The organism is Stenotrophomonas sp. TWI587, from assembly GCF_039674145.1.
Lineage (GTDB): Bacteria > Pseudomonadota > Gammaproteobacteria > Xanthomonadales > Xanthomonadaceae > Stenotrophomonas > Stenotrophomonas maltophilia_AY.
Genome location: NZ_JBDJMW010000013.1, coordinates 58,596 through 82,900, shown reverse-complemented (window position 1 = coordinate 82,900; position 24,305 = coordinate 58,596). Strand labels below are relative to the sequence as shown.

At 66.3% G+C, this 24,305-nt stretch carries 22 protein-coding genes; 8 read left to right on the top strand and 14 right to left on the bottom strand.

What is annotated here, in order from left to right; translation table 11 throughout:
• Positions 1–8 precede the first annotated feature (8 nt).
• From cfa to ABE464_RS17720, 3 genes are all read right to left on the bottom strand, one after another.
• Positions 9–1,127: a cyclopropane fatty acyl phospholipid synthase gene (gene cfa, locus ABE464_RS17730; protein WP_346473003.1), complete on the bottom strand. Its 1,119-nt coding sequence runs from the start codon at positions 1,125–1,127 to the stop codon at positions 9–11.
• A 14-nt stretch (positions 1,128–1,141) separates the two neighbouring features.
• The gene (locus ABE464_RS17725; protein WP_346473002.1) at positions 1,142–1,996 is read right to left on the bottom strand and encodes a DUF3298 domain-containing protein; all 855 of its coding nucleotides are present in this window, start codon (positions 1,994–1,996) and stop codon (positions 1,142–1,144) included.
• 65 nt (positions 1,997–2,061) lie between these two features.
• Positions 2,062–2,364: a GNAT family N-acetyltransferase gene (locus ABE464_RS17720; RefSeq protein ID WP_346473001.1), complete on the bottom strand. Its 303-nt coding sequence runs from the start codon at positions 2,362–2,364 to the stop codon at positions 2,062–2,064.
• Between the two features lie 213 nt (positions 2,365–2,577).
• On the opposite strand from ABE464_RS17720, the gene ABE464_RS17715 reads away from it, so the two are divergent.
• The gene (locus tag ABE464_RS17715; RefSeq protein WP_123730771.1) at positions 2,578–2,757 is read left to right on the top strand and encodes a hypothetical protein; all 180 of its coding nucleotides are present in this window, start codon (positions 2,578–2,580) and stop codon (positions 2,755–2,757) included.
• Positions 2,758–2,846: 89 nt separating this feature from the next.
• Here ABE464_RS17715 and ABE464_RS17710 read toward each other — a convergent pair whose 3' ends face one another.
• Both ABE464_RS17710 and ABE464_RS17705 read right to left on the bottom strand, forming a co-directional pair.
• Complete coding sequence (locus tag ABE464_RS17710) at positions 2,847–3,470, bottom strand: rhomboid family intramembrane serine protease (RefSeq protein WP_019182898.1); 624 nt, start codon at positions 3,468–3,470, stop codon at positions 2,847–2,849.
• Positions 3,471–3,477: 7 nt separating this feature from the next.
• A complete protein-coding gene (locus ABE464_RS17705) occupies positions 3,478–5,040 on the bottom strand; it encodes an oligopeptide:H+ symporter (RefSeq protein WP_070470348.1) in 1,563 nt (520 codons plus the stop codon).
• Between the two features lie 177 nt (positions 5,041–5,217).
• Here ABE464_RS17705 and ABE464_RS17700 point away from each other — a divergent pair, with 177 nt between their 5' ends.
• Positions 5,218–6,066, top strand: a complete 849-nt coding sequence (locus ABE464_RS17700; RefSeq protein ID WP_346473000.1) for an endonuclease/exonuclease/phosphatase family protein — start codon at positions 5,218–5,220, stop codon at positions 6,064–6,066.
• Between the two features lie 74 nt (positions 6,067–6,140).
• Here the strand turns inward: ABE464_RS17700 and ABE464_RS17695 are convergent, their stop codons facing one another.
• Complete coding sequence (locus ABE464_RS17695) at positions 6,141–6,752, bottom strand: superoxide dismutase (RefSeq protein ID WP_123730769.1); 612 nt, start codon at positions 6,750–6,752, stop codon at positions 6,141–6,143.
• A gap of 268 nt (positions 6,753–7,020) precedes the next feature.
• Between ABE464_RS17695 and ABE464_RS17690 the strand changes: the two genes are divergently transcribed.
• Together ABE464_RS17690 and ABE464_RS17685 are read left to right on the top strand one after the other, a co-directional pair.
• Complete coding sequence (locus ABE464_RS17690; RefSeq protein ID WP_346472999.1) at positions 7,021–7,494, top strand: ribonuclease domain-containing protein; 474 nt, start codon at positions 7,021–7,023, stop codon at positions 7,492–7,494.
• Complete coding sequence (locus ABE464_RS17685; RefSeq protein ID WP_346472998.1) at positions 7,491–7,937, top strand: barstar family protein; 447 nt, start codon at positions 7,491–7,493, stop codon at positions 7,935–7,937. The genes ABE464_RS17690 and ABE464_RS17685 overlap by 4 nt, the downstream gene beginning before the upstream one ends.
• Before the next feature lie 12 nt (positions 7,938–7,949).
• Here ABE464_RS17685 and ABE464_RS17680 read toward each other — a convergent pair whose 3' ends face one another.
• Positions 7,950–9,704 (bottom strand): hypothetical protein, encoded by a 1,755-nt coding sequence (locus tag ABE464_RS17680; RefSeq protein ID WP_346472997.1) that lies wholly within the window; start codon positions 9,702–9,704, stop codon positions 7,950–7,952.
• A 9-nt stretch (positions 9,705–9,713) separates the two neighbouring features.
• Entirely contained in the window at positions 9,714–10,313 is a 600-nt protein-coding gene (locus tag ABE464_RS17675; RefSeq protein WP_259261543.1) for an NfuA family Fe-S biogenesis protein, read from the bottom strand.
• A gap of 90 nt (positions 10,314–10,403) precedes the next feature.
• Here ABE464_RS17675 and ABE464_RS17670 point away from each other — a divergent pair, with 90 nt between their 5' ends.
• The 3 genes from ABE464_RS17670 (at position 10,404) to zupT (ending at position 12,086) form a co-directional block, all read left to right on the top strand.
• A complete protein-coding gene (locus ABE464_RS17670) occupies positions 10,404–10,745 on the top strand; it encodes a 4a-hydroxytetrahydrobiopterin dehydratase (RefSeq protein ID WP_319214246.1) in 342 nt (113 codons plus the stop codon).
• Positions 10,746–10,749: 4 nt separating this feature from the next.
• Positions 10,750–11,169 carry an energy transducer TonB gene (locus ABE464_RS17665; protein ID WP_346472996.1) on the top strand — a complete coding sequence of 140 codons (420 nt, stop codon included), beginning with the start codon at positions 10,750–10,752 and terminating at the stop codon, positions 11,167–11,169.
• Between the two features lie 107 nt (positions 11,170–11,276).
• Positions 11,277–12,086: a zinc transporter ZupT gene (gene zupT / locus ABE464_RS17660; RefSeq protein WP_019182887.1), complete on the top strand. Its 810-nt coding sequence runs from the start codon at positions 11,277–11,279 to the stop codon at positions 12,084–12,086.
• A 49-nt stretch (positions 12,087–12,135) separates the two neighbouring features.
• On the opposite strand, the gene ABE464_RS17655 is transcribed toward zupT, so the two are convergent.
• Positions 12,136–13,074, bottom strand: a complete 939-nt coding sequence (locus tag ABE464_RS17655) for an RluA family pseudouridine synthase (RefSeq protein ID WP_346472995.1) — start codon at positions 13,072–13,074, stop codon at positions 12,136–12,138.
• Between the two features lie 442 nt (positions 13,075–13,516).
• Between ABE464_RS17655 and ABE464_RS17650 the strand changes: the two genes are divergently transcribed.
• A complete protein-coding gene (locus tag ABE464_RS17650; RefSeq protein ID WP_346472994.1) occupies positions 13,517–16,981 on the top strand; it encodes an Rne/Rng family ribonuclease in 3,465 nt (1,154 codons plus the stop codon).
• Between the two features lie 232 nt (positions 16,982–17,213).
• Here ABE464_RS17650 and ABE464_RS17645 read toward each other — a convergent pair whose 3' ends face one another.
• Genes ABE464_RS17645 through ABE464_RS17625 form a run of 5 tightly spaced genes read right to left on the bottom strand, consistent with a single transcriptional unit; the run spans position 17,214 to position 24,298 of the window.
• A complete protein-coding gene (locus ABE464_RS17645; protein WP_346472993.1) occupies positions 17,214–18,086 on the bottom strand; it encodes an endonuclease/exonuclease/phosphatase family protein in 873 nt (290 codons plus the stop codon).
• Complete coding sequence (locus ABE464_RS17640; protein ID WP_346472992.1) at positions 18,086–21,268, bottom strand: discoidin domain-containing protein; 3,183 nt, start codon at positions 21,266–21,268, stop codon at positions 18,086–18,088. The genes ABE464_RS17645 and ABE464_RS17640 overlap by 1 nt, the downstream gene beginning before the upstream one ends.
• On the bottom strand, positions 21,265–22,101 hold the full coding sequence (locus ABE464_RS17635; RefSeq protein ID WP_346472991.1) for a carbohydrate ABC transporter permease: 837 nt from the start codon (positions 22,099–22,101) through the stop codon (positions 21,265–21,267). The genes ABE464_RS17640 and ABE464_RS17635 overlap by 4 nt, the downstream gene beginning before the upstream one ends.
• Complete coding sequence (locus ABE464_RS17630) at positions 22,098–22,979, bottom strand: sugar ABC transporter permease (protein ID WP_346472990.1); 882 nt, start codon at positions 22,977–22,979, stop codon at positions 22,098–22,100. Before ABE464_RS17630 ends, ABE464_RS17635 begins: the two co-directional genes overlap by 4 nt.
• Positions 22,976–24,298 carry a sugar ABC transporter substrate-binding protein gene (locus ABE464_RS17625; protein ID WP_346473010.1) on the bottom strand — a complete coding sequence of 441 codons (1,323 nt, stop codon included), beginning with the start codon at positions 24,296–24,298 and terminating at the stop codon, positions 22,976–22,978. The genes ABE464_RS17630 and ABE464_RS17625 overlap by 4 nt, the downstream gene beginning before the upstream one ends.
• Positions 24,299–24,305: the final 7 nt, after the last annotated feature.

The following is a 24,305-nucleotide window of genomic DNA, read 5'->3' as shown; positions in this document are numbered from 1 at the left end:
TGTTGCCCTCACCGCGGCGCCACATACCCCCCTGGCACGCCATCCGGCGACAACACCAACTGCCACAACTGCGCGTGCCGGCAGCGGAAACTGGCCATCGAACCGGCCAGATAGAACCGCCACATCCGGCGGAAGCGTTCGTCATAGCGCTGCGCATCCAGCCGCGGCCACGCCGCCTCGATGTTGGCCCGCCATGCCTGCAGCGTGCGGTCGTAATCGGTGCCGAAGTTGTGCCAATCCTCCAGCACGAACAAGCCTTCGAACGCCTGTGTCACCTGCGCCGCCGACGGCAGCATCGAATTGGGGAAGATGTACCTGGCGATCCACGGATCGGTGCGATGCCGCGACAGGTTGCTGCCGATCGAATGCAGCACGAACAACCCCTCCGGCCGCAGGCATCGACGCGCCATCTCGAAGTAACCACGATAGTTCTTGTCGCCTACGTGCTCGAACATGCCCACCGACAGGATCGCGTCGAACGACTCCTCCACCTCGTGGTAGTCCTGCAGCCGGATCTCGATCGGCAGCCCAGCGCACAACTGGCGCGCGTACTCCGCCTGCTCCTGCGAGATCGTCACCCCCACCCCGGACACGCCATAGCGCTCGGCCGCGAACTTCAACGCCTCACCCCAACCGCAACCGATATCCAGAATGTGCTGGCCGGGCCGCAGCCCCAGCTTGCGGCAGATCAGATCGAGCTTGGCTTCCTGCGCTGCATCCAGCTCCGCGGCCTCGCGCCAGTAGCCACAGCTGTACACAAGCCGCTGGCCCAGCATCGCCTCGTACAGATCGTTGCCTAGATCGTAATGGCGCCGGCCGACCTCGAAGCTCCCCGCGCCGGCCTGCAGGTTGAACACCCGCGCCTTGAGCGCATCGGCGAGATCGCGCCAGCCGTGTACGCGCTCATCCAGATGCGCCTGCATCAGATGAAACAGAAAAGCATCCAGCGAGCGGGCATCCCACTGCCCGTCCATGTAGCTCTCGCCCAGGCCCAACGAGCCGTGGGCCATGACCCGCGCAAAGAAGCGCGGATCGTGCACCGTGATGTCCTGCGGCTGGTCACCGTCAACGGTGACCCCCGCCTCATGCAGCAACCCTGTGACCCGTCGTTGCAGCCCAGCGTCCACATCGCCTCCGTCGATCAGCTCCGGGCGAACAACCCCGCGACATCCTGCGCCACGTGCGGTGCCAGCACGGCGGCCGGAACGTCCACGGTCTGCGTGCCGTCCGAGTATGGCCCTACCTGGTAGGGCGGGAACACAAAGCGTATCGCAGCGATATGCCCGTCGGCACCCGTCAACGGCTGGAACTGGCTGAAGTTGTCCGCGCTGGGCCCGGTGCCGTCGGCAATCATCCGGCTCGCGTTGCGCAGCGATTCCTGCATCTGTGCCGGCTCCATCTCATCGCCACTGAGCCGGGTGGCAACGCGCTCGCGCAGCTGGTCGGCCACGTAGTCACTGATCGCCTTCCAGCCTTTGGCATCGGCCACCAGCTTGTCTGCGGTCAGCATCTGCTGCTGCTCCGGCAGCCACACGAAACGCGCCACCAGCGGCTCCCCGTGGGCACCCCCGGTGTAGCGGCTGCCATCGGCGGTCACCACCACCAGCTGCGGTGTCTCCAGCACCTTCTCAAAGCTCAGCGACAGCTCATACGGCATCGTCGGCTTGTCGTTGCCCAAGCCGTCCACCGCCTGCTGCAGCTCGGCCCGCGCACTGTCGGCATAGCCGGCCAAGGCCTTGGCCAGGCCCGGATACCGCGCGATGTCCGGCGGATAGCTGATCCCGACCACCGCCTGCGGCGAGGTCTCGATCACGTCGCGCAGTTCGATCGGCGCGTCGGGTGCCACGGCCGGGGCAGCCGGCTCGGCGGCGGTGTCGACCGGCGCGGCCGGAGCCGCTGTTTCGCCGTCGCGCTTGCACCCGGCCATCACCACCACGCCCATGGCCAAGGCCAGCGCGCTGACGCGCAGCGCGCGACGGTTTCCTGCGATGTTCATCCTGAAATCCCCTTGTTGTAACCCACCATCATGATCAGCCATCCCTGAAGCATGACCCGCTGTCGTCATCGGACCAGCAGGTCGTCGTACTCCTCGTGCCGCTGCAGAAACGCCTCCGCGTACGCACAGGCCGGCACGACCTTGAACTTGTTCTCGCGCGCGTAACGCAGCGCCACCTTGGTCAGTTCGCCCGCGACGCCGCGGCCGGCGATCGGCTCGGGGACCTCGGTGTGGGTAATGATCATCCGCTTGCGCTTGATCTGGTAGTCCAGCAGCGCCACATGCCCTTTGACCCGGGCCTGGAAGCGATGGTGGTCCAGATCGTGCTCCACTTCGTAAGCCAGTCCGGGCGGCGTGACCGAAGCCATGAGCGGTGTCTCCTGCGGCGACTGACGCGATAGTGCGCAGCTGACCGCCATGATCGTGTGAAGCCTGAACAGGGTCAGGCAGCGACGCAGCACGTCACTTGCCGACCTAAAGCCTGGGCCGTTCAAGCCGATATCGGTCTCGGACAGGGCGTAAAAGCTGGCACGGCTTTTGCGAAGACCTGACCGGTACGAACCCGCTTTCCGGAGGTCCGCATGGACAACACTGCACCCGCCCCCGCCGCCCACGGCGATGCCGACAGCTCGCTGCTCGAAGGCCTGTTCCAGCTGGCCGTGAATGGCCAGACCCAGGGCTGGGAATTCGATCAGATCGACAACGAGGTCTACGCCCGGCTGCTCAGCACCTATGGCGTGGACGGCAAGAAGGCTGCCTGACGGTTGGCGTGCTCACGACCAACGGTCGTGAGCTACCCCGCGCCAGATGCCACGCCGCAGGGACCGACCGTTGGTCGGTACGCCCTGCCTCAACCGCCGAGGCGGAAGGTCGGGTTGCTCAGCTCACGCAGGAAGTGGCTGAAGATGCTTGGCTGCATGGCCAGCATGAACAACACACCGAAGGCCGCACCGGCCAGGTGCGCGCTGTGGTTGATGCGATCGCCGCCACGGCGGTCCATCCAGATGCTGTAGCCCACGTAGAACACCGCATAGATGATCGCCGGGGCCGGAATGAACAGCACCAGGATGATCGACCACGGCTTGATCAGGATGAAGGCGAACAACACCGCCGAGACCGCACCTGACGCCCCCAGGCTGAGGTAATTCGGGTTCTTCTGGTTCTTCAGGTAGCTCGGCAGGATCGAGACCAGCAACGCGCCCAGATAGAACGCCGGATAGGTCAGGTAGCTGCCGCTCAACTGCAGCATCACCTGTTCGATGAAGCCGCCGAAGAAGAACAGCGTGATCATGTTGAACGCCAGATGCGACAGATCGGCGTGGATGAACCCGTACGTGATCAGGCGGTCGTACTGGCGATTGCGGTCCACCGCCGGCGGCCACAGGATCAGGCGGTCGGCGAGCGCGCGGTTCTTGAACGCCATCCACGACACGATGACGGTGATGGCGATCAGCAGCAGGTTGACTGGGGTCATGTCAGGCTCAGGCGGTGCGGTAGTTGTCGACCATACGATAGCGCTTGGCATACCAACCAAAGGCCAACGCCGCCAGGAAAGCAAACCCGGCGAAGAAGAACATCAGGAACGCCGCCTCGCTCAAACCCGTACTGGCGATCTGGTGGGTCACCGTATCGTTGCGCACCGCCGCGTTGGACAGCAGCACCCACAGGTTACCGATGGTGGTGGTCAGGTTCCAGAAGCTCATCACCACGCCCTTCATCGCCTGCGGCGCCTGGCTGTAGGCGAACTCCAGGCCGGTGGCCGAGACCAGCACCTCACCGAAGGTCAGCAGCGCGTAGGGCAGCATCTGCCAGAAGATGGACATGACGTTGCCGCCATCCATCATCACCTGGATGCCGCCAACCACGATCCAGGCCAGGCCGCTGAAGGCGATACCGGCGGTCATCCGGCGCAGCGCGGTCGGCTCGAAGCCGAAGCGGCGCAGCATCGGATACAGCACCAGGTTGTTGAACGGGATCAGGATCATCACCAGCAGCGGATTCAGCGCCTGCATCTGCGAGGCGGTGAACCAGCTCGGCATGGCCATCTGCTGGCCCTGCAGGACCCAGGTCGAGGCCTTCTGGTCGAACAGCGAGAAGAACGGCGTGGTCAGGGCAAAGATCACCAGCACGCGCAGTACCGAGCGAACGCCCTCCACGGCTTCGGCCGGATGCACCGCACGGGCGCGGTCCAGCTGGATCCAGGTACCACCACCGATACCGGCCAGCAGCAGGACCAACGCGATGCACAGGCAGATCACGATGCCCAGGCTGCCCACCAGCCCCATCGAGGCGACGGCCAGTACCGCGCCGAGGATCGCCAGGGTGCGACCCGGACGGCCCTTGCCCGGCACCTGTGCCGACAGCGCGGTACGCACCACGTTGCCGAACGAATGCGGGTCCTTCGGCGGCAGCGGCACCAGCACATAGCGCTTGCGGCCCATCCAGAACACGAAGGTGGCCACGAACATCAGGATGCCCGGGATGCCGAACGCCCACGATGGACCGAGATTCTTGAGCGCCAGCGGGATCAGCAGGGAGGCGAACAGCGAGCCGAAGTTGATGATCCAGTAGAACGCGTCGAAGACCACCTTGGCCAGATGCTTGTTGCTCTGGTCGAACTGGTCGCCCATGAACGAGGCCACCAGCGGCTTGATGCCGCCGGCGCCCAGCGCGATCAGGCCCAGGCCGACGAAGAAGCCCTGGCGGCTGTCCTCGAAGATGGCCAGACAGGCGTGACCGGCGCAGTAGATCAGGCTGAACCACAGAATGGTGTGGTACTTGCCGAAGAATTTGTCGGCCAGCCAGCCACCGAGCAGCGGGAAGAAGTACACGCCGATCATGAAGCTGTGCATGATGTCCTTCGCCTCGCCGGCGCGGCCATCGGCGGTGATCTCTTGCAGCAGCAGCGAGGTGATCAGGAACTGCACCAGGATGTTGCGCATCCCATAGAAGCTGAAGCGTTCGCAGGCCTCATTGCCGATGATATAGGGAATCTGGCGCGGCATTTTTCCTTTGCCGGCGCTGGCGGCTGCGATATTGCTCATCCTGTGGGGCTGTCCTGCGAACACGAAAGGACCAAGATTACCGGAAGCCCCCACCCCAGCGCACGCTGCACAGCTGCATGACAGGGGCCGCCGGACATGGCAGGCGGGCTGAAAACGACCGCGCGCGATGCCACCCGTGTCACGGATCGTCGACGGCGGAAGCGTAAACTTATCGTTATGCGCGCGCACATCACTGGTGGGACCCGACGTTGGCCGAGCTGGATCCTGCTGCTGTTGCTGGCGGCGCCGGCGGCGCTTGTGCACGCGCGCCAGGCCGAGGAGGCCCTGCCTTCGTTGAAGATCGCCACACTGGAGCTTCCCACCCAGGATGATGCGCAATGGCAGCAGCGCCGTGACCAGGTGCTGCAGCTGCTCGAAGCGATGCAGCCGGACGTGATCGCGGTGCAGCGGGTACTCCAGACCCAGGGCCGCAACCCGGCCTGCTGGCTGGCCAGCCGCCTGCGCTACAGCTGCGATTTCGTCACCGCCGACCCGCCCAGCCAGTCCCTGCGCCACGGCAGCGCCATGCTGACCCGCCTGCCCGTGACCGATGATGCGGTCACCCTGCTGCACCCACCCGGCCAGTTCAGCGCGGCCGGCATGTTGCGGGTCAAGCTGCGCGAGGAGCTGGTCAACATCTACATCGCGCGGTTGCGACCGGAACCGGACGATGCACAGATGCGCCGGCACCAGACCAGCGACCTGATGACCTGGATCGGTGCGACCGCCGATGGCCTGCCCTCGCTGATCGCCGGGGACTTCTCGGCCGAGATCGGCGAACTGGTCGGCAGCACCCCGGGGTTCCAGCCGGCGCGCAAGAATCCCGGCGAACGCGTGGATCCGCCCTCGCTCGCCGGCGCGGCGCGCGGGCACGGCCTGGACGTGCTGTTCCAGGTCAAGCACTTCGGCGGGATGCGCCAGGACAGCATCAAGCTGCCGGCCAGTGAAAGCGACCCCACCGCGATGCGCTTGGGCACCATGGCGACGCTGCGCCTGCAGACCCCGGAAAGCACCAGCGCGCCCTGAGCTGCAAGGTGTCCCCAACGAAAAACGGCCAGGCATCGCTGCCTGGCCGTTCGTCTGTCAGGTGACCGTGCCGATCAGGCAATGGCTTCCTGGTAACGACGCTCGACTTCATTCCAGTCGACGACGTTGAAGAACGCGCCGATGTATTCCGGGCGACGGTTCTGATACTTCAGGTAGTACGCGTGTTCCCACACGTCCAGCGCCAGGATCGGCGTGTTGCCGTCCATCAGCGGGCTGTCCTGGTTGGCGCTGCTTTCCACCACGACCTTCTTGTCCGGGGTGACGCTCAGCCAGGCCCAGCCGCTGCCGAAACGGGTCAGTGCGGCCTTGGTGAAGGCTTCCTTGAACTTTTCCAGGCCGCCCAGCTGCGAATCGATCGCCTTGGCGACATCACCGACCGGGGCGCCGCCGCCGTTGGGCGACATCACGGTCCAGAACAGGGTGTGGTTGGCGTGGCCGCCGCCGTTGTTGCGCACGACGCCCTGCAGGTTTTCCGGAAGCGACTTGGTCTTCTTGACCAGCTCTTCCACCGGCAGGTCGGCGAACTCGGTGCCTTCCAGCGCAGCGTTGACGTTGTTGATGTACGTCTGGTGATGCTTGGTGTGGTGGATTTCCATCGTCGCTGCGTCGATATGCGGCTCGAGCGCGTCGTAGGCGTAGGACAGCTTGGGGAGGGTATAGGCCATGTGGTTCTCCTGGTAGCTCACTCACCCGGCAAAGACCGGGCGTTGCGGAGTCGATGATGGGGATGGCCAGCAAGCTTACCAAGGGGCATGTAAAGGAAACTTCGTCCTGCGCGGTCGATGGCGTGTCCAGTTCGTTACGCGAAAGTGACGGTGGCACGCAGGTGCGGCGCACGTGCTCGCACTGCAGCACGCCTGTTCGGCTGCGCCTCACCGTGCAGGCCGATGATCGCAGTAGAGTAGTCGCCTCGCCCATCGCTTCTGGCCCCCCATGCGCAAGCCGCTGCTGTTGTTGATCGCCATCGTGCTGCTGGTCGGTGGCCTGGCCGCCATCAAGCTCGCCCAGCGCCCGCCCGCGCCGCAGTTCGCGCCATCGCTGACCCAGCCGGATACCACGCCGGCCACCAGTGCAGCGAGGTCATCGCCAGCATCGTCCAAGGCGGCGCGCGATCCCCTGCCCCCGTTCCTGCCCGCCGAAGCGCGCGACACCATTGCGCTGATCCAGCGCGGCGGCCCGTTCCCGCACCGGCAGGACGGCAGCATTTTCAGCAACCGCGAACAACGCCTGCCGCAGCGACCGCGCGGCTATTACCACGAATACACGGTGGACACGCCCGGCGCGGGCAATCGCGGCGCACGGCGCATCGTCACCGGCGGCACCCCCCCTACTGGCTGGTTCTATACCGATGATCACTATGAAACGTTCCGCAGTTTCGACGTTCCACCTGCCGGGAGCTGGCAATGACGCATGACGGATTCGAGTTGGGCCTGCACGACATCAACAATGCCGGCATCTATGCGATCGGCAACGATGACGTCGCCCCCTTGTCGGCAGCGATGCGTGATGCCGGCCTGCGTGTGATCCAGATCGATCTGGCCGGCTGCCAGGATAAGCGCACGCTGCTGATGCGGCTGGCCGCGCGCCTGGATTTTCCGACCGGCTTCGGTGGCAACTGGGATGCACTGACCGACAACCTGCGCGACCTGGCCTGGCTGCCGGCCAACGGCTATGCGCTGTTCTTCAACGATGCCGATGCGTTGCGCAGCGAGGCGGGCGCGGAGTTCGACACGCTGCTGGATGTGCTCGACGAAGCCTGCCGCTACTGGGGCGAGAGCAACGTGCCGTTCTGGGCGTTCGTCGCATTGCAGGACGCGGGCGTGGATGCGAGCGACGCAGTACAGCCGTAACGCTGCGCAGCCTCATCGGCTGCCGTTGTCTTCCTGCAGTTCTTTCTTGAACGGGATGTCCGGCGGCGGCCGCGCGATGGCCGGCTGGTCCTGCATATTCGGATCACTCAGGCCGCACCCACCACCGAACTGCAGGACGGAAATCACACACGAGATCTTCGAGCTGGTACCAGGGATCGGGATCTCGACCGCCTTGATGCCCTTGCGGACCCATTCGGCCAGCAGCGATTCATTGGGCGCCCAGTACTTGTCGAACGAGGTCGGGGTGTAGTCGTACGGCGGGCGCTTGAGCCAGGTGCCGGACTGCGCGATGCGCTCCTTGCTCCACCCGTCCTTCTCGCCGCCGGGTGCACCGCGCTCGGTGCTGCCTGTTCCCGCCTGACCTGGCACGCGCACGCTGCCATCGGCATTGAACAGGCTGCCGCCAGACTTGCCGGTTGCGCTGACGGCGCGTCCATTGAGATCGGCATCCTGTGGATGGTTGGCTGCACCCCAGTCATCCGCGCGGTTGGGGGTTGCCCAGTTGCCCGGGGCCGCTGCCGCCTGGTTGGCGGGCAAACCCGCCGTGGTCGACGCGCGGTTGCTGGGCGCACTGCTGGCGCTCCGGGCACTGACGGCCGCAGGCACCGTCGCCGTACTGCTCGACGCCGTTGGCGACGGTGGCGATGGGCGTGGTGCGGCATTGGGCACGGCACGTTCACGCACGGCGACCTCCGCTGATCGTCCCGGGACGGTCACCTCGCGCGCAGGCAGCGTGGCGACGGTCACCGCAGGCGCCGTGACCGGCCGGATTTCGCGCTCGCGCACCTGCAACTCGCGTTGCGGAACCGTGGCCTCCACCTGTGGGCCCGGCACCGTGACCGTCGGTGTCGGCGCCTCGATGACGGCGACCTGGCGTTCCTGCACGCGAACATCGGGTGTGCGCAGTTGCGGCTCCACCGCGCGCGGTGTCGGTACGTTGCTGCGTGGCGTCGGGGCTTCCACGGTAACCACGGTGCGCTCGCGCACCGTGATGTCCTGCGGATCACGCGTGACCACGCGCACCTCGGTGCGGGGCACGCTGGTCGGCGGCACCACGAAATCGGTCGTCGCCCGGGCCACCTCCGTCGCCTGGACCGGCTGCTCCACCGCCGGTGTCGCGGGCGAGGGAGGCGTCGGTTGTGGTTCGCTGGGCGGTGCGGGCGTGGCGGAGGGCTGCGGCGCCGATGCCGACGGCTCGCGCGCATCGGCTTCGGCCTGGGCCATTGCCTGGGCATTGGCCATCGCTGCTGCGATGGCGACTTCGGCAGTGGCAGGTTCGGCCGCGGCCGGCTGGCCACCGTCTTCCTGCTGCGGGGTGCCACGGCCGACGAACGCGACCTGCACGCGACCACTCTCACCGCCCTGCTCGGGCTCGCTCGGCGGCCGGATCAAGGCCACCCACAGCAGCAACAGTGCGAACATCAGATGCAGCAGCGCGCTGATCACCGCCGAGGTCCAGCGCATCCAGCGCTGATCGCGCGGCGCGGGATCCCAGCCCTGCCAGAGCAGACGGCGCAGGGCCTGGACGAAACTCAGTTCGGGCAGGCGCCCGCGGTGCGGCACCGGCTCGCGCTGGGCCAGCTCGGCCAGCACTTCGCTGGCCCGGAAGGGCCGCGGCAGCGGCGACAGCGCGCGCAGCCACAGGCCCCACCCGTAAGGCAGGCCCGTGGTTTTTTCAAGAAAGCGTTTGTCCGGCTGGCGTGCCAGCAGCCACTCGAGGATGTCGTCAGCCCGGCGCAGTGGCACGCAGCGGAATCAGGCTGCCGTGCCGCGGGGAATGTACGGCGCGTCGCCACTCTCGTGGTCGGTCGCGTCGCGCACTGCGGTGATGCCCGGCACCCGCCCCATCAGGGTCTTCTCGATGCCCTGCTTGAGCGTCACATCGGCCATGCCGCAACCCTGGCAGCCGCCACCGAAACGCAGCAGCACCACGCCATCGGCGGAAACTTCCTGCACCGCGACTTTGCCGCCGTGCGAAGCCAACTGTGGATTGACTTCGTTCTCCACCACCCAGCGCACGCGCTCGACCAGCGAGGAGCCTTCGGTCGGCGCCTCGCCCTTGATCTTCGGCGCCTTGATGGTCAACTGCTGGCTGCCGGTGGCGTTGGTGACGAAATCGATCTCGGCGCCATCGACCCAAGCCACACTGGTGGCGGCCACATAGAGGGTGAAGCCATCGCAGTCCACCGCCCACTCATCACCCAGCAGTTCACTGGGATCAGCGAACTCCAGGCGGGCATCGGCGCGCGGGGTACCCGCATCGACGGCGGTCAGGCGCACACCCATGCCGGGCACGGCCTCACGTTCGATCAGCTTGCGGAAATAGGATTGGGCAGTGTCGGATATCTGGATCATCGGGCTATTCTAGCCAATCCCTTGTGATGCGCTCATTCGGTTTATACACCCGACCGCGCATTGTTCAGTCATACAGATGTGGAGGAACCCATGGCCGACCTGATTCCGCTGGCGCACGCCCACTGCGTGCCGCGTAAAGGCAGCGACCACAAGCTCGGCGCCGCCCGGGTCACCGAGCTGCTGGCCCAGGTGCCGGGCTGGGAGCTGGCCGAGGCCGGCCAGGCGCTGACCCGCACCTTCCGCTTCGACAACTACCACGGCACCATGGCCTTCGTGAACGCACTGGCCTGGGTGGCCCATCGCGAAGACCACCACCCGGATCTGGGCGTGCATTACGACCGCGCCGTGGTGCGCTTTTCCACCCACGATGTGGGCGGCCTGAGCGAGAACGACTTCATCTGCGCGGCGAAAGCCTCGGCCCTGACGGAGTAAGCCCATGAAACTGCAGTACATCGCACTGTCCAGCCTTGCCTTGGCCGCCCTGGCCGGCTGCAACAAGACCCCTGCCGAACCGGCCGCACCGGTCGCTGCGCCTACCGAGGTCGCCGCGGTCAAGACGCCACCGCCGGAGTACCCCATCGAACTGGCCTGCCAGGGGATCGGCGGCACCAGCACCTTCAAGGTGACCATCGCCGCCGACGGCCAGCCCAGCCAGGTGCAGCTCGCCAGTGGCAGCGGCAATGCCCAGCTCGACGAGCAGGCCCAGAAGGCCGTGCAGGCCTGGCAGTTCAAGGCCGCCACCCGCGCCGGGCAGACGGTCCCGACCACGATCCAGGTGCCGGTCAGCTTCAATCCGCCGCAGCCCAAGCCCGACCAGTGCTTCGCGGTCGAAGAACGGCTGCGTCGCGGCGGTTGATCGCCGCAGTGTGTTGAGGTCAGCCGCCGCAAACCTCGTGCTCCCTACTCCGCGCCCCGGTGCCAAAGCCCGGGGCGCGCTGCACTTCTACAAGGACGCGTTGGCGGATGCCTGATATTTCCAGTGAAAACGTATGGATCGCCCTGGCGGTCACGTTGGCCGCCGGCCTGGCTACCGCGCTGGGCAGCCTGATGGTGCTGTTCTCGCGTCGGCCCAACCCGCGCCTGCTGGCGTTCGGCCTGGCCTTTGCCGGTGGCGCGATGGTCTTCGTCTCGCTGACCGAGATCCTCAACAAGGCGATCGACTCATTCACCCAGGCCTACGACGCCCGGCTGGGCTTCGCGTATGGCACCGCTGCCTTCCTGGTCGGCGTGCTGCTGATCGTGGTGATCGACCATCTGATCCCGAACCCGCACGAAAGCCTGGACAAGCAGGACCCGCTGTTCCGCGACAACAACAAGGCCTACATCAAGCGGGTCGGCCTGCTGACCGCGGTGGCGATTACCGCACACAACTTCCCCGAGGGTCTGGCGACGTTCTTCGCCACGCTGGAAAGTCCGTCGGTGGGCATGCCGCTGGCCTTCGCCATCGCCATCCACAACATCCCCGAGGGCATCGCGATCGCGGTCCCGGTGTATTTCGCCACGCAGAACAAGTTCTACGCATTCGGCGCGAGTCTGCTGTCGGGCCTGGCCGAACCGATCGGCGCGGCGATCGGGTATGTCGCCCTGTCAGGGGTGCTCAACCACGCCACCTTCGGCTGGGTGTTCGGCATCATTTCCGGGGTGATGGTGTTCCTGGCCCTGGACGAACTGCTGCCAGCGGCCAAGCGCTACGCCAAGGGCCACGAGACCGTGTATGGCCTGGTGGCCGGCATGGGCAGCCTGGCGATCAGCCTGGTGCTGTTCAAGTGGTGACGGCCCGGGCTCTACCCCGATAACGCCAGGCCGCCAAGCCTTGTCGGCTCTATTTGAGTCGGTTCAACACCTCGACCAGCTCCTCGGCCAGCGGTGCATTGATCAGGTATGGCGTCTTGCCCGCGTCCAGCGCGAACTCCAGCGAGGCCGCGTGCAGGAACAGACGTTTCAGGCCGATCTGCTCACGAAGCCGCTTGTTGACGTCCGGATCGCCGTACTTGTCGTCACCGGCAACCGGATGCCCCAGATGCTGGGCATGCACGCGGATCTGGTGGGTGCGGCCGGTCTCGATGCGCACTTCGCAGTACGAATGCCCGCCCTTGCGCTCCAGCACGTTGAAGTGGCTGATCGACTCTTTGCCGATCGGATTGACCTGCACATGCCGCTCGCCACCCTGGCGCAGGCCCACGTGAAGCGGGGCGTCCACGGTCATGGTGCCATCGGGCATGCGGCCGGCCAGCAGGGTCAGGTAGCGCTTGCGGATGCCGGCGCCGTGATCTTCACGCAACAGTGCCTGCAGCTCGCTCAGGGCCGAGCGCTTCTTGGCCACGATCAGCAGGCCGGAGGTGTCCCGGTCCAACCGATGCACCAGCTCCAGGGTCTTGCCCGGACGCAGGGCACGCAGCGTTTCGATCGCGCCGAAGCTGATGCCGCTGCCGCCGTGGCTGGCCACGCCTGACGGTTTATTCAGCGCCAGCAGCCGATCGTCTTCGAACACGATGGCATCTTCCAGCCGTTTCATGAACGCCGGGGGCGGACCGGCCTTGTCGCCCTCTTCGTTGAGACGGACGGGCGGAACCCGCACTTCGTCGCCGCCTTCGAGCTTGCGCTCGGCCTTGGCGCGGCCGCCGTTGACGCGGACCTGGCCACTGCGGACGAGCTTGTAGATCAGGCTGCGCGGTGCACCCTTGAGCTGGCCGAGCAGGAAGTTGTCCAGGCGTTGCCCGGCGCGGTCGGCCGGGACAGTGATGATACGTACGCTGGTCATGGCTTCAGCGGCTTTGGGGGTGGGCTCGGTAACGGTCATTGGCCTTTTATTCTGTTACACTCGGCGGGCGAGATAAGGGATTGATTTCGTTGGAAGTTGCTCTGGGCCAGAAGCCCGACTTCCCGCGATTCCGGCACAGTGCGCAGCCACCGCCCCCGGGGCGGCCATGTTAGCGGCTCACCGGCGGTCCCGGCCATCGCCGGATGTCTGACACGCATTCGCGCTGAACATGTCCCTGTGGCGCTCCAGCCTGGCTGAAAGCTGCCTCCGGCCCCGTTACACCCAAACCAAAACAAATGAAGCGCTCCCGCGGCCTGCCGTGGTGTTGTAGCGCTGGAAACCCAAACCGCCCTCCCCGCGCATGCGCGATGGGCGGTGAAGCGTGACCAGAAGCGAAACCCCATGGCGTTCCGCGCGGTAGCAGCGCGCGAGGAACGCAAGAATGAAGCGAATGCTGATCAATGCCACGCAGGCTGAAGAGCTGCGGGTAGCCATCGTGGATGGCCAGACGCTGTACGACATCGACATCGAACAGCCGTCCAAGGAACAGAAGAAGTCGAACATCTACAAGGGCCGCATCACGCGCCTTGAGCCTTCGCTGGAGGCCGCTTTCGTCGAATACGGCGGCGAGCGCCATGGCTTCCTGCCGCTGAAGGAAATCTCCCGCGATTACTTCCAGGCTGGCGTCGACCACAACAAGGCCGGCATCCGCGAGCTGCTGCGTGAGGGCCAGGAAGTCGTGGTCCAGGTGGACAAGGAAGAGCGCGGCAACAAGGGCGCTGCCCTGACCACGTTCATCTCGCTGGCCGGCCGCTACATGGTCCTGATGCCGAACTCGCCGAGCGCCGGTGGCGTCTCGCGTCGCATCGAGGGCGAAGACCGCGCCGCGCTGAAGGAAGCCCTGGACAAGCTGAACATCCCTGACGACATGGGCGTGATCATCCGCACCGCCGGCGTCGGCCGCGATGCCGAAGAGCTGCAGTGGGATCTGGATTACCTGCTGCAGGTCTGGAAGTCGATCGCCGAAGCGGCGCTGACCAAGCCGGCCTCGTTCCTGATCTACCAGGAATCGCGCCTGATCGTGCGTGCCCTGCGTGACTACCTGCGCGCCGATGTCGGCGAGATCCTGGTGGACACCGAAGAGCTGTACGAGACCGCCCAGGAGTTCATGCAGCAGGTGATGCCGCAGACCCTGCGCAAGCTCAAGCATTACAAGGACGACATTCCGCTGTTCAACCGCTTCCAGATCGAATCGCAGATCGAAGGCGCGTATGAACGCAATGTCCGCCTGCCGTCGGGCGGCTCGATCGTGGTCGACCAGACCGAAGCGCTGACCGCCATCGACGTCAACTCCTCGCGCGCCACCAAGGGCAGCGACATCGAGGACACCGCGTTCCAGACCAATCTGGAAGCGGCCGAAGAAGTGGCCCGCCAGCTGCGCCTGCGCGATCTGGGTGGCCTGGTGGTCATCGATTTCATCGACATGGCCTCCAACAAGCACCAGCGCGAAGTCGAGAACCGCCTGCAGAACGCGCTCAAGTACGACCGCGCGCGCGTGCAGCTGGGTCGCATCTCGCGCTTCGGCCTGATGGAAATGAGCCGCCAGCGCCTGCGTCCGAGCCTGGGCGAATCCAGCCAGATCGTCTGCCCGCGTTGCGACGGCCATGGCCGCATGCGCAGCGTCGAGTCGCTGTCGCTGTCCATCATCCGCGTGGCTGAGGAGCATGCGATGAAGGAGAACACCGGGCAGGTGCTGGTCCAGGCCCCGGTCGAGATCGCCAATTACCTGCTCAACGAAAAGCGCAGCGCGCTGCGCGAGATCGAACAGCGTCATGACGCGCCGATCGTGATCGTCGCCGACGAGCAGCTGCACACCCCGCACTACGAAGTGACCCGCCTGCGTGAGAACGAGCTGGGCGAAGAAAGCGGCAAGCCGAGCTACCAGCGCGGCACCCCGCGCAAGCTGCCGGTGCATGCGCTGACCAAGGCCCAGTTGAACATCCCGGTCGCCCCGGTGGTCACCCAGGTCAAGCACAGCCAGCCGGCCCCGGTGCGCGAAGCGCCGGAACCGGAAGCCGCACCGGCGCCGGTCGCCGCCCCCGTTGCCGCCCCGGCCGCAACCGGCGTGGTGGGTTGGCTCAAGCGCATCTTCGGTGGCGAACCTGCCCCGGCCGCCGCACCGCAGCCGAGCAACCGCTCGGCCCAGGATGGCAACCGCAATGGTCGCAACAAGGACCGCAACGGCAAGGACCGCAACGGCCGCCGCGATGAGCGTGGCGAGCGTGGTGGCAACGGCAATGCGCAGGCGCAGGGCCGTGGCAAGGACCGTGGTGAGCGTGGCGAACGCGGCCCGAAGGGTGAGCGTCGTGACGAGCGCCGCCAGGACACCGCCGCACCGGCCAATGGCAATGCAGCACAGGTGCAGGCACCCGGCCAGGGCAAGCCGCGCAACGAGCAGCAGCCGGCCAAGCCACGCAATGAATCGCGCAATGACCAGCAGCAGCCGAAGCTGAAGCAGAAGCAGGGCCAGAACGGCCAGGCCAAGCCGCAGCAGAACGACGGCGACAAGCCGGCCGTGAGCGAGAAGCCCGCGCGCCAGCCGCAGACCGATGCACCGAAGCCGACCACCGCTGCACCGGTCGCTGCCGACGCCGCCGTGATCGCCGCGGCTGCCGTGGTAGCCACCGATGCCGCCGCACCGGCTGCCCACGTCCAGGAAACGGCCAAGGCCGCCCCGGCCGAGGATGCACAGCTGAGCGACACCGACGCCACCGAACAGGGTGACGCGCCGGCAAATGCTGAAGACGGTACCGGCGAAGGCGCTTCGCGCCGTCGTCGCGGTCGTCGCGGCGGCCGTCGTCGTCGTCGTGGCAATGGTGAGCAGGCTGCCGGCAGCGATGGCCTGAATGGTGATGACAACGGTCTGGATGACGAGGGCGACGACCAGGACGGCGATCAGGACGGCGGCAACGCTGCCCCGGCCGAGCGCCAGGTCGCCAACCATGGTCAGCCGCAGCCGGAGTTCGAGTTCGACGACGAATCCGGCAACGCGCCGGCCGCTGCCCCCGCACCGGTCCAGGCCCCGCGCCCGGCCCCGGTCGCCGCTGTCGCTGCTGCCGCTCCGGTTGCCGTGGTGAGCAGCCCGGTCGTGACCGCCGGCCATGCGGAGCCGACCCCGGCCCCGGTGGCTGCACCGGCGGCCGAGAGGGCCCCGACCCCGGTCGTTGAGAAGGCGGCTGCCCCGGCCGTCGAGCCGGTCGCTGAGAAGGCCCCGGCCTCCTACAACGACCCGGTGCCGTTCGTGGAAAGCCCGAAGCCGGCTCCGGCCGCGGCTCCGGTGGCTCCTGCCCCGGTCGCTGCTCCGGTTGCCCCGGCTCCGGTCGCTGCTCCGGTTGCTCCGGCTCCGGTCGCCGCTCCGGTGGCTCCTGCCCCGGTCGCTGCTCCGGCAGCTCCGGCTCCGGTCGCGGCTCCGGCAGCTCCGGCTCCGGTCACTGCTCCGGCAGTCCCTGCTCCGGTCGTGGCTCCGGCAGCTCCGGCTCCGGTCGCTGCTCCGGCGCCGACCGCTCCGGCCCCAGTGGCTGCTCCGGCGGTTCCGGTCGTTGAGACCGCCCCGCAGGAAGTGAAGGAGCCGACCGTCGCACCGGTGCAGACCAGCATGCTGGATGCCGTTGATGCGACCCAGGCCCCGGCACAGCCGGCAGCCCCGCAAGCCCGCACCGAATCGGCCCCGGCCGGCCCGGTCGTGCACAACGGTCAGCTGTTCGGTTCGGCCGCCAGCGAAACCCCGGCCGCGACCAACGCCGCCGAACAGGCCGCGCAGGCCGAAGCCCGCGAGGACATCCCGACCGATGCCCCGCAGGCCGAGGAAGGCGACAAGGCTGACCAGGAAAAGAAAGACACGCTCTGATCCTGAGTGAGTGACGCAACAAACAGACAGCGGCCTTCGGGCCGCTGTCTGCGTTTGGAGGGTTGGAAGGCGCAGGCAGCGGCGTGCGTCAGGTGGTCATGAGGGCGGCACTGAGAGCAATCCACGCATGGCGTGGATCTACACGGGCCAGCGGATGCAAAGGGTAGACCCACGCCATGCGTGGAGGCAGCCGGTAGCGCGCTACACCATCACCGACGACGCGGCGCGCGCCTCAGGGCGTCGTCGCGCCAGCGTTGCCGGTACCCGGGGCGAACTGCAGCCGGGTCCACACGCCGTAATGATCCGAAGCCCAGCGGCCGTCGGCGTACGGCTGGTCGAACAGGATCTTCGCCTCACGGGCAAGCAGTCGATCCTGCTGGAAGAAGATATGGTCGATGCGCGAAGGTGCGTCGTAGTAATGCCGGTTCAATGTACTGACCTGGGCCAGCTCGTTGTTTACGTGCACGCTGCCGTAGCTGTCGCCGTAGTGATTGCGCAGCTCGCTCAGGTCACCGGCATCCACCAGCGCATTGAAGTCACCCGCCACCACTACCGGCGCATCCGCCGCGGTCCGGGCAATGAACGTCAACAGATCCGCCACCTGCTCACTGCGGATGCGGCTGCCGGCCTCGTCCGAGCGCTCGTTCAAGTGGGTGGCGTAGACATTGACCGGGCGGCCGTCCACATCGATGCGCAGATGCGCCACGGTGCGGTAGTCCCCCAGCGGTGCCAGCAGGTGATCGTTGCGCGACAGTACCGGCCGGCGGGTCAGCAGCGCATTGCCATAGCGCTTGAAACGGCCCGGCGGATCGGTGGAGACGAACTGATACTCATAGCCCAGCTTGCGCGCCAGCCAGGCGGCCTGGTTGCGCACGTGGGGCTTCTGGATCACTTCCTGCAGGGCGATCGCGTCGGGCTTGAGTGCCTGCAGCTCGCGCAGGATCACCTTGCGCCGGGCCGGCCAGTCTTCGCGGTCATGGTGCAGGTTGAAGGTGACCATGGTCATCTCCTGCCCCGCCCCATCGCCCTGCGCGAGCGCTACCAGCGGCGCCAATGCCAGCGCCGCGGCCAGCAGGCCGCGCATCATCTTCGTCATCTGCCGCATTACGGTGCCTTGCGTTCGGCCCGGCGTACCGAGGCCGGAATCTCGATCTCGACCTTGGCCGGCACCTGCATCACGCGCAGCTCGCCGCCCACCCACTCCGCCGGCTCACCATTGACGGTGGTGGCGCCCGGTTCGCCGCTGTACGGCCACGGCAGCACCACGCCGCCGGCCGGCGGAATCAAACCGGCCGACACGGTCAGGGTGAGCTGCTTGTCGTTGCGGATCAGCGCGTAGTTGAGCTGGCCGTTCGGGGTGCGCAGGCCCTGCACGCCGACGCCCTTGCCTTCCAGCCAGCGCGACGGTACGCCGGCAGCCAGCACCAGGCTGTCGTCGATGTCGCGGCTGTAGGCGAACATGTCCAACGCCGAACGGACGAAATCCGAGGCTACCCACGCGTGCGGCAGATCACCCAGGAAGAACGGTTTGCGCGGCGTGCGCGAGACGACTTCAGCCCACTGGTTCCAGGGCTGCGGTGCGCGATCCTTGAAGAAGAACTCGGTCGCCTGCCAGGCACGGTCACGCCAGCCCAGCCGCACGAACGCAGCCACGTTGCGCCACTCGTACGGGGTGTAGTCCTTCCACTCGCGCTTGCCGTCGCGGCGCGCTTCGAACTCGCTCCAGTAGCGCTCGAAGGTGTTGTTCAAGTACGGCTGCGGCAGGCGGCCCTGCTCACCGGCCGGGGCCAGTGCGATGGTGGTCGAGGTGGCATCGAAATCGCCCAGCTCGGCCGAACCAGGCAGATAGTCGATCTTGTGCTGCGCGGTCGCGGCCAGCAGCGACGCCTGCAGGTCGTCACGGAACTGATCGCGTGACTCGCTGATCTGCATCGCCTCGGCCTTGCCGAGCGTGCTGGCGATGATCGCCGCGTCCTTGTAGCCACGCAGCGCCCAGAAGTTGTCCCAGTACGAATGCATCGGCTTGGCCGAATAGCCCTCGTGGCTGATCGAGACCGGCATCATTCCGTAGAAGGCGGGGTTGCGCGCGCGGTTGTCTTCGGTGCGCTCGCTCAGGCGCAGCTGCTCCATGTACTGGTAGGCACCCTGCACGTGCGGCCACATCACCTCCAGGAAGGTGGTGTCACCGGTGTAGCGCCAGTACTCGGCGATGTTGAAGATCAGCTCGCCGTGGCTGTCGTTCTCCGGCACCGGGTCGCTGCCACGCGAATCCACGCAGCACGGCACCTTGCCGTTGTCGAACTGGTACGGCGCATACCAGTTGACGTACTGGCGCACCGCATCGCTGCGGCCCATGCGCAGCAGCCCTTCGGAAATCATCGCGCCATCGCGGATCCAGCTGCGCGAGTACGAGCGTGTGCCCGGTTGCAGGCTGGGGCCGATGCGCGAGATCAACATGTGCGCCAGCGCAGTGCGCAGCGTATCGGCCAGCGGCTTGCCGGCCGCGGGCACCTGCAGTGTCACCTGGTCCAGCTTGGTCCGCCACATCGAGGCGACCTGCTGTTGCGCCTTGGCCGCATCGAAGGCCTTGGGCATGGTCCAGGTACCGGTCTGTGGCAGCACGATGGCCACCTCACGGCTCTGGCCCGGCTCCAGCTTCCAGCGGTACAGGAGCGCACCGGAGGCCAGCCCGGTGCTGTCCTTCACTTCAGTGGTGCCCGGCAGCTTGCCGCTGGCCAGGTGGACCACATCCAGCTTGCTGTCGAACGCCGTGGCAAACGCCGCATCCGGCGCCTGCGCGGGGTAGAGGCGCGGCGTGCCGTTGACGTCGACGTGGGTGGGGTCAACCGACAGGTTGTCGATCCGGCTTACACCACCGACGGTATTGAGGAACTGGGTCGGCGGATTCACCTGCCACGGGCGCACGGCCAGGGCCAGGGTGTACTCATGGGCGACCTTGTCCGGGTTGCGCAGGGTATAGCGCCCGACCAGCTGCGCGTTGTCCGGCGTGCCCTGCACGAAGCCGGTCACCTGCAGGCCGGCCTTGTCGTGGGTCCAGCCGACGTTGGCGATCGGCAGGTAATCGTCCTGCAGCGATTGGCTGGTTTTGACATCTGCCCAGCTCAGCAGCTTGTTGTCGACCAGCACGAACGGCTCCACGCTGAAGCTCGCCTTGGCCACTTCCAGCGCGCCATCCTCACCGATCAGGGCCTGCTCACGGCCGCCATCCAGACCCAACAGTGTCCAGTATGGCTGCTCGCCGGTGAAGCCACGCGGCACCGAGCCGCGCGGCAGATCCGCGCCGACCGAACGGACGAAATCATTCGGAGTCGCGGCGAACTCGAGCGGCTTGAGCGTGATGTCACGGATACCGTAGCGCCAGCTCGGGCCGCCCTTGAGGTCGAAGCGCAGGTAGCGCGCTTCCGTATCGGGCAGGGCCAGCCAGTCACGGGCACCTCCGCCGGCGGTCACCTCGCGCAGCGTGTTCCAGGTGCGGCCGTCGGCCGACGAACGCACCACGTAACGCGTGGCCTCCAGCCCGGGCAGCCATTCGATCACCGCGCCGCCAAACTCGCGCACCTTGTGCAGGTCCAGGCTGATGGTCTGCTCGGCCACGCCGCCACTGATCCAGACCGTATCCGGTTTGCCATCGACGATGCGGTTCTGCAGCGCGGTGGCGGTATCGGCGATCACCGACGGGCTCAGCGAAGAGGTGTCAGCGGCGGGCAGGCCCTGCAGCGTGAGCCGGTCGAAACAGACCGTGCCCTTGCCGCCGACCTTGCTGTAGATCGTGAATTCCACGGCGGCGCTGCGCTTGAGCGTCTTGTCGGTCTCCGGGCCCCAGGCCTTGTCGATCTGGCGCTTGCGGTACTGCACAGACGTCCAGGCCTTGGGGAAGGCATAACCGGGGCGGTTGACCCACCACACGTTGTCGCCGCTGGCATCGATCAGCTTGAACTGCAGATCGTTGCCCGGCGAATCACCGCGCAGCTGGAAGCCGAACTGGTAATTCTCCGGGTACTGGATGCCCAGTTCGCGGCGGATGCCGACGTAGCCGGACACGTTGTGGAAGTCGTAATCCACACACAGCGCGCGGCCACCGCCACTACCGGCCACGCTGCGCAGCGAGCCGCTGACCTGATCGGAGACGACCAGCTTCCACGGGGTCATGTCATCGAAGCTGTCCAGCACCCTGGGTGCGGGCAACACCGGCGTCGCCGGCGGTGCGGCCGAGGCCGCCAGTGACCAGACCAGACCCAGACCCACCGCGACGACGGCATGCTTCACCCTTTGACACTCCCCAGCAACAGACCTTGGATGTAATAACGCTGCAATGCCAGGAACAGCAGCAGCACCGGAACCACCGTGACCACCGCGCCGGCCATCATCATTTCAACGTCCATGATGTGCTCGCGCGAGAGCGTGGCCAGGGCCACCGGGAGAGTGTAGTGCTCCTGATCGGTCAACACGATCAAGGGCCACATGAAATCGTTCCAGGCGGCCATGAAGGTGAAGATCGACAGGGTCACCAGCACCGGCTTGAGCATCGGCAGCACGATCTGGAAGAAGATCCGCAGTTCCCCTGCCCCGTCGATGCGGGCTGCCTCAAGCAGCTCGTCCGGAATCGAACGGGCGTACTGGCGCACCAGGAAGATGCCGAACACGGTGGCCAGCGCCGGCACGATCACGCCGCCGAAGTTGTTGACCAGGCCCAGCTGCTTCATCAGCAGGAACAGCGGCAGCATCGCCACCTGCGCCGGGATCACCAGCGCGGCCAGCAGCAGCTGGAAGATGCGCTCGCGGCCGGCGAAGCGCAGCTTGGCAAAGGCATAGCCGGCCATGGTGTTGAGCAGCAGCGAGCCGAAGGTGATCGCCAGCGACACCATCAGGCTGTTGACGAAGTTGTTGGCCATGCCGGTGCGCGCGAACAACTCATGGTAGTTCGCGGTGGTCAGCGAGGACGGCAGCAGCGGCGGCGGGAAATGCGCCGCCTCGCCGGTCGGCATGAACGACACCGACACCATCCACAACAACGGCGCCAGGCTCAGGACGGCGAGCACCAGCAGGCCGCCGTTGACCCACCAGGCATGCCAGCGCGATTGACCGATTTCACGACTCATACCAACTGCCTCTTGCGGCCGAAACGCAGCATGACGCTGGTCACGCCCAGGATGATCAGGAACAGCAGGAACGCCACCGCGGAGGCGCGACCCAGGTTCCACCACTTGAAGCCTTCTTCAAACATGAAATACAGCACGCTGACGGTGCTCTGCAGTGGGTCGCCACGCGTCATCACGTAAGGCTCTGCGAACAGCTGGAAGTAGCCGGACACGGTAATCACGCCCACCACCAGCAGCACCGGGCCGAGCATCGGCAGGGTGATGTGCAGGAACTGCTTCCAGCGCGAGGCGCCATCGATGCGGGCGGCCTCATACAGGTCATGCGGGATCGCCTGCAGGCCGGCCAGGAAGATGACCATGTTGTAGCCAAAGTTCTTCCACACTGCGAACAGCATGATGGTCGGCATCGCCCAGTTCGGATCGCCCAGCCAGTCGATCGGACTGATGCCCAGATGACCCAGGCCGTAGTTCACCAGGCCGTAGCTGGTATGGAACAGGTAACGCCAGATCACCGCCACCGCCACCAGGGTGGTCACCACCGGCGCGAACAGCGCGGTACGGAACAGCGCTTTGAAGCGCGCGGCCGGGGCGTTGAGCAGGATCGCCGCACCCAGTGACACCGCGATCGACAGCGGCACGCCGACTATCACGAAGTACGTGGTGTTCCACAGCGACTTCCAGAACATCGGGGTCTGCAGCAGGTCAATGTAGTTGCCCAGCCCGACGAAACGCAGGTTGTCACCGTCTGCCAGTGCGTACAGATCGAAATCGGTGATGCTCAGCGCCAGCGCCGAGAACACCGGCAGGCCGAAGAACACCGCGATGACCAGGATGGCCGGGCCGGCGAACATCCAGCCGGCAAGCGAACGCTGCTTCATGGTGCCACCTCCGTGGCCACGGCACTGGAGTGCGCCGTGTCGCTCGCCCCCGAGGATTCCTGCCGGTGCTGCTCATGCATCCATCGGCGTTTGGCGAGGACCTTGTCCACGCGTTCGTCCAGCTCTTTCACTGCTTGATCCTGGTCCAGGCCACCACGCACCACCTGTTCGGTGGTGATCCGCATTTCCTGGGCGATCCGTTCCCACTCCAGCACCTTCGGGGTCGGCTTGACCCGCTCGAGCTGGTCGCGGAACGGCTGCGCCAATGGGTCGTTGGCCAGCGAGGGATATTCCCAGGTGCTGCGGCGCGGCGGCAGGTCGCCGATGATGGAATGGAAGCGTTCCTGGATCGCCGGACGCGACAGGAACTCGATCAGCTTCCACGAGGCTTCTTTCTGCTTCGAATCACGGAAGATCACCAGGCTGGTCCCGCCGGCGATGCCCGCACCCGGGCCATCAGGGCCCGGCAACGCGGCCGTACCCCACTGCCCTTCCAGCGCCTTGGGCTGCAGCTTCTTGAACTCGCGGATATTCCAGGGGCCGGACACGTAGAACACGTTGAAGCCACGGAAGAACTCGTCCCAGACGTTGGAGATCTGCGTCTCGGACATGCGCGGGGCCCAGCCCTGCGCGAACATGTTCTCGTAGAAGCCCAGCGTCTTGCGGAAGCCCGGGCTGCTGAAGTTGCCCCGGGTGTCTTCATCGCGCAGCAGCGGATCGGGCTGCTGCAGCGCAAAGGACAGCTGCTGCTCGAATTCATTGATCGGCATCAGCACCGCGTAGCGGTTGGGGCCCTGCATCGTCTTGATCGCCGCCATCATCTCGTTCCACTCGTCCCAGGTGCGGGGCGGATGGTCGTAACCGGCCTTGGCCAGCATGTCCTTGCGGTAATACAGCAGGCGCGTATCCACGTACCACGGCACGCCGACCAGCTCGCCGTGGATCACGTTGGTATCCCAGATGCCCTGGAAATAATCGGCCGGGTCCACCACCTTGGACTGCGCCACGTAGGGCTGCAGCGGGGTCAGGGTGTTGAGTTCGGCGAACTCGGGGATCCACGTATTGCCCAGCTGGCACACGTCCGGCAGCCCTTCGGCGGCGAACGCGGTCAGCAGCTTTTCATGCGCGGCCGTCCACGGGATGTTCTGCACATCGACATGGATGCCGGGATTTTCCGCCTCGAACTCACGCACCAGGCCGGTGACCACTTCGGCCTCGCGGCCCATTGCCCAGAAACGCACGGTGACCCCTTCCGGTTCTTTCCGGCAGGCACTCAACAACAGGCTGCCGGCAATCAGCAGCAACAGACTCAACCCCAGCTTCGGG

What these genes read in the sequence shown, in the direction of transcription:
- ABE464_RS17725 (WP_346473002.1), bottom strand. Translation starts at nt 1,996, where the DNA reads ATGAACATCGCAGGAAACCGTCGCGCGCTGCGCGTCAGCGCGCTGGCC.
- ABE464_RS17720 (WP_346473001.1), bottom strand. Translation starts at nt 2,364, where the DNA reads ATGGCTTCGGTCACGCCGCCCGGACTGGCTTACGAAGTGGAGCACGAT.
- ABE464_RS17715 (WP_123730771.1), top strand. Translation starts at nt 2,578, where the DNA reads ATGGACAACACTGCACCCGCCCCCGCCGCCCACGGCGATGCCGACAGC.
- ABE464_RS17710 (WP_019182898.1), bottom strand. Translation starts at nt 3,470, where the DNA reads ATGACCCCAGTCAACCTGCTGCTGATCGCCATCACCGTCATCGTGTCG.
- ABE464_RS17705 (WP_070470348.1), bottom strand. Translation starts at nt 5,040, where the DNA reads ATGAGCAATATCGCAGCCGCCAGCGCCGGCAAAGGAAAAATGCCGCGC.
- ABE464_RS17700 (WP_346473000.1), top strand. Translation starts at nt 5,218, where the DNA reads ATGCGCGCGCACATCACTGGTGGGACCCGACGTTGGCCGAGCTGGATC.
- ABE464_RS17695 (WP_123730769.1), bottom strand. Translation starts at nt 6,752, where the DNA reads ATGGCCTATACCCTCCCCAAGCTGTCCTACGCCTACGACGCGCTCGAG.
- ABE464_RS17690 (WP_346472999.1), top strand. Translation starts at nt 7,021, where the DNA reads ATGCGCAAGCCGCTGCTGTTGTTGATCGCCATCGTGCTGCTGGTCGGT.
- ABE464_RS17685 (WP_346472998.1), top strand. Translation starts at nt 7,491, where the DNA reads ATGACGCATGACGGATTCGAGTTGGGCCTGCACGACATCAACAATGCC.
- ABE464_RS17675 (WP_259261543.1), bottom strand. Translation starts at nt 10,313, where the DNA reads ATGATCCAGATATCCGACACTGCCCAATCCTATTTCCGCAAGCTGATC.
- ABE464_RS17670 (WP_319214246.1), top strand. Translation starts at nt 10,404, where the DNA reads ATGGCCGACCTGATTCCGCTGGCGCACGCCCACTGCGTGCCGCGTAAA.
- ABE464_RS17665 (WP_346472996.1), top strand. Translation starts at nt 10,750, where the DNA reads ATGAAACTGCAGTACATCGCACTGTCCAGCCTTGCCTTGGCCGCCCTG.
- zupT (WP_019182887.1), top strand. Translation starts at nt 11,277, where the DNA reads ATGCCTGATATTTCCAGTGAAAACGTATGGATCGCCCTGGCGGTCACG.
- ABE464_RS17655 (WP_346472995.1), bottom strand. Translation starts at nt 13,074, where the DNA reads ATGACCAGCGTACGTATCATCACTGTCCCGGCCGACCGCGCCGGGCAA.
- ABE464_RS17650 (WP_346472994.1), top strand. Translation starts at nt 13,517, where the DNA reads ATGAAGCGAATGCTGATCAATGCCACGCAGGCTGAAGAGCTGCGGGTA.
- ABE464_RS17645 (WP_346472993.1), bottom strand. Translation starts at nt 18,086, where the DNA reads ATGCGGCAGATGACGAAGATGATGCGCGGCCTGCTGGCCGCGGCGCTG.
- ABE464_RS17635 (WP_346472991.1), bottom strand. Translation starts at nt 22,101, where the DNA reads ATGAGTCGTGAAATCGGTCAATCGCGCTGGCATGCCTGGTGGGTCAAC.
- ABE464_RS17630 (WP_346472990.1), bottom strand. Translation starts at nt 22,979, where the DNA reads ATGAAGCAGCGTTCGCTTGCCGGCTGGATGTTCGCCGGCCCGGCCATC.